The organism is Mobiluncus porci (assembly GCF_009695935.1).
Lineage (GTDB): Bacteria > Actinomycetota > Actinomycetes > Actinomycetales > Actinomycetaceae > Mobiluncus > Mobiluncus porci.
The window spans coordinates 1-1,681 of the sequence record NZ_VUMY01000038.1 but is presented as its reverse complement, the minus strand read 5'-3'; the positions used below and the strand labels follow the sequence as shown (position 1 = coordinate 1,681).

Here is a 1,681-nt window from a genome sequence, read left to right as displayed (position 1 = left end):
GCAGAGGAAGCGGTATCCATAAAGCTATTCCTAAAAACGATTACTAAAAACGATTACTAAAAACCATGTAACTATTCAGCACCGGTTGGCTGAGTCGGGGCTTCTTGCTGCATGAAGGCTGGCACCTCCCCCGCAAACAGTTGCTCCAGTGCGGTATGCGCCGCCACCCCTTGCTTGACGGCGGTCGAGAGGAAGCTGCGCATCCGGCAGAAGATCTCCGCCCCCTCCCAGGAGCGGAAACAGCCCGAGATTTTCTGCTGGACCTTGGTCATTCGCAGATCGCGCTCCCCCTGGTTGTTGGTGAAGGGAGCGGCAGGGTCGTCGAGGAAGCGCAACACGTCGTCCTCGTACGCCTGGAGGCGTTCCAGGAGGTTGCGCGGCTTGGTGCGCTTGGCCCGGCCTCGCGTTCCAGGTGGCGGTTTCACCGGCGGGGGGCACTCGGCGTCCCCTTTCGCCAGGCAATCTCGATAGCGCTGCCGCCAGGCTCGGGTCTCATCGGCCGAGAGGCAGCCGTCGGCCACCTCCACGGCGCGATGCATCTCCAACAACAGGTCATGCAAGGCCTTGGCCCATGCCTGGCCATCGTTCTCCCAGGCCGCTGTCAGCTCCCGAAGGTGGTGCGCATTACAGAGCGCGTGCCGGCAATCCGGATAGCGGTAGTAGGGCTTCCAGTGATCATGCACCAGCACGCCACGCACGAAGGGCAATACGCCGATGGCATCCATCGCTTCCTGGCCGCGCTTGGGGTGCGGGGCCAACCAGGTCAGGGCCTCGTTGGAGGCGCTGTGTAGCCAGTAGCGTTTGCCACCGACCTGCATTCCGGTTTCATCGGCATGGACGGTGGCTGCTTCACGTAGCGCCGGGATCACCCACTCGGCGAACGCCTCGGCCCGCTGGTAGGCCTCCTGGTTGAAGGCGAACAGGGTGCCGGTGCTCAGCGACAGGCCGCACTGCGAGGTGAGCAACTCGCGGATACGCGCATAGGGCAACAGCTGATACTGGGAGAGATAGACGACATGCGCCTTGAGGCGAGGGCCATACTGGATGGGGCGAGTCACGCCCTCGGGGAATGGCGCCACGTAGCGTTGCCCCTGATCATCTTCGAGGACCTCAGCCTGATATTCGGTGACCACGGCCTGGATTACGATGTCCTGCACTTGGCGCGTTTCGACGCCGACCGGGCGGTAAGAACGCCCCTTGGGGAGTTGCCGACGATCGACACGGAGCTTGACCACCTCGTCGGGGTCCGTCACCGGCGCCAACGTCTTACCCTCATGCCCTGGCTGTCCGCCGGGGCGCCGCTCGCCTTTGGCGCGCGAGCGGCGCTGGCGATTGGGATCCTGGGACGGTGGCTTGCTGCTGTTGCGGCTACTGGTGGCCAGGCGATCGGCCATGAGCTTGACCAGCAGCATCAGCACATCGATGGCGGCACGCAGCGACGGCGAGACCGTCTGGTCTTCCTTGAGCTGCTGTCGGACCCGCTCCAGAGCCTCGTCGACGTTGATATCGCTGATGGTCATGTCACCGCATAGATATGCCGAAGGATTAGGCACACTATGCCAGAAAAATCAGGTGGTTGGCGACTGGCTATCCGCAACCACCTGAATAGTTACGTTTATTGTTCGTTTTGTCGACGGATGGCCCATCCACAAAACAGACACGGTCAGCTCGTAAGCTATCC

At 62.2% G+C, this 1,681-nt stretch carries 1 protein-coding gene; it reads right to left on the bottom strand.

The annotated features are described in order from the left end of the window. Positions 1-71: 71 nt before the first annotated feature. Positions 72-1,520 carry an IS66 family transposase gene (tnpC, locus tag FYJ63_RS10960; RefSeq protein WP_154487592.1) on the bottom strand — a complete coding sequence of 483 codons (1,449 nt, stop codon included), beginning with the start codon at positions 1,518-1,520 and terminating at the stop codon, positions 72-74. Between the last annotated feature and the right edge of the window lie 161 nt (positions 1,521-1,681).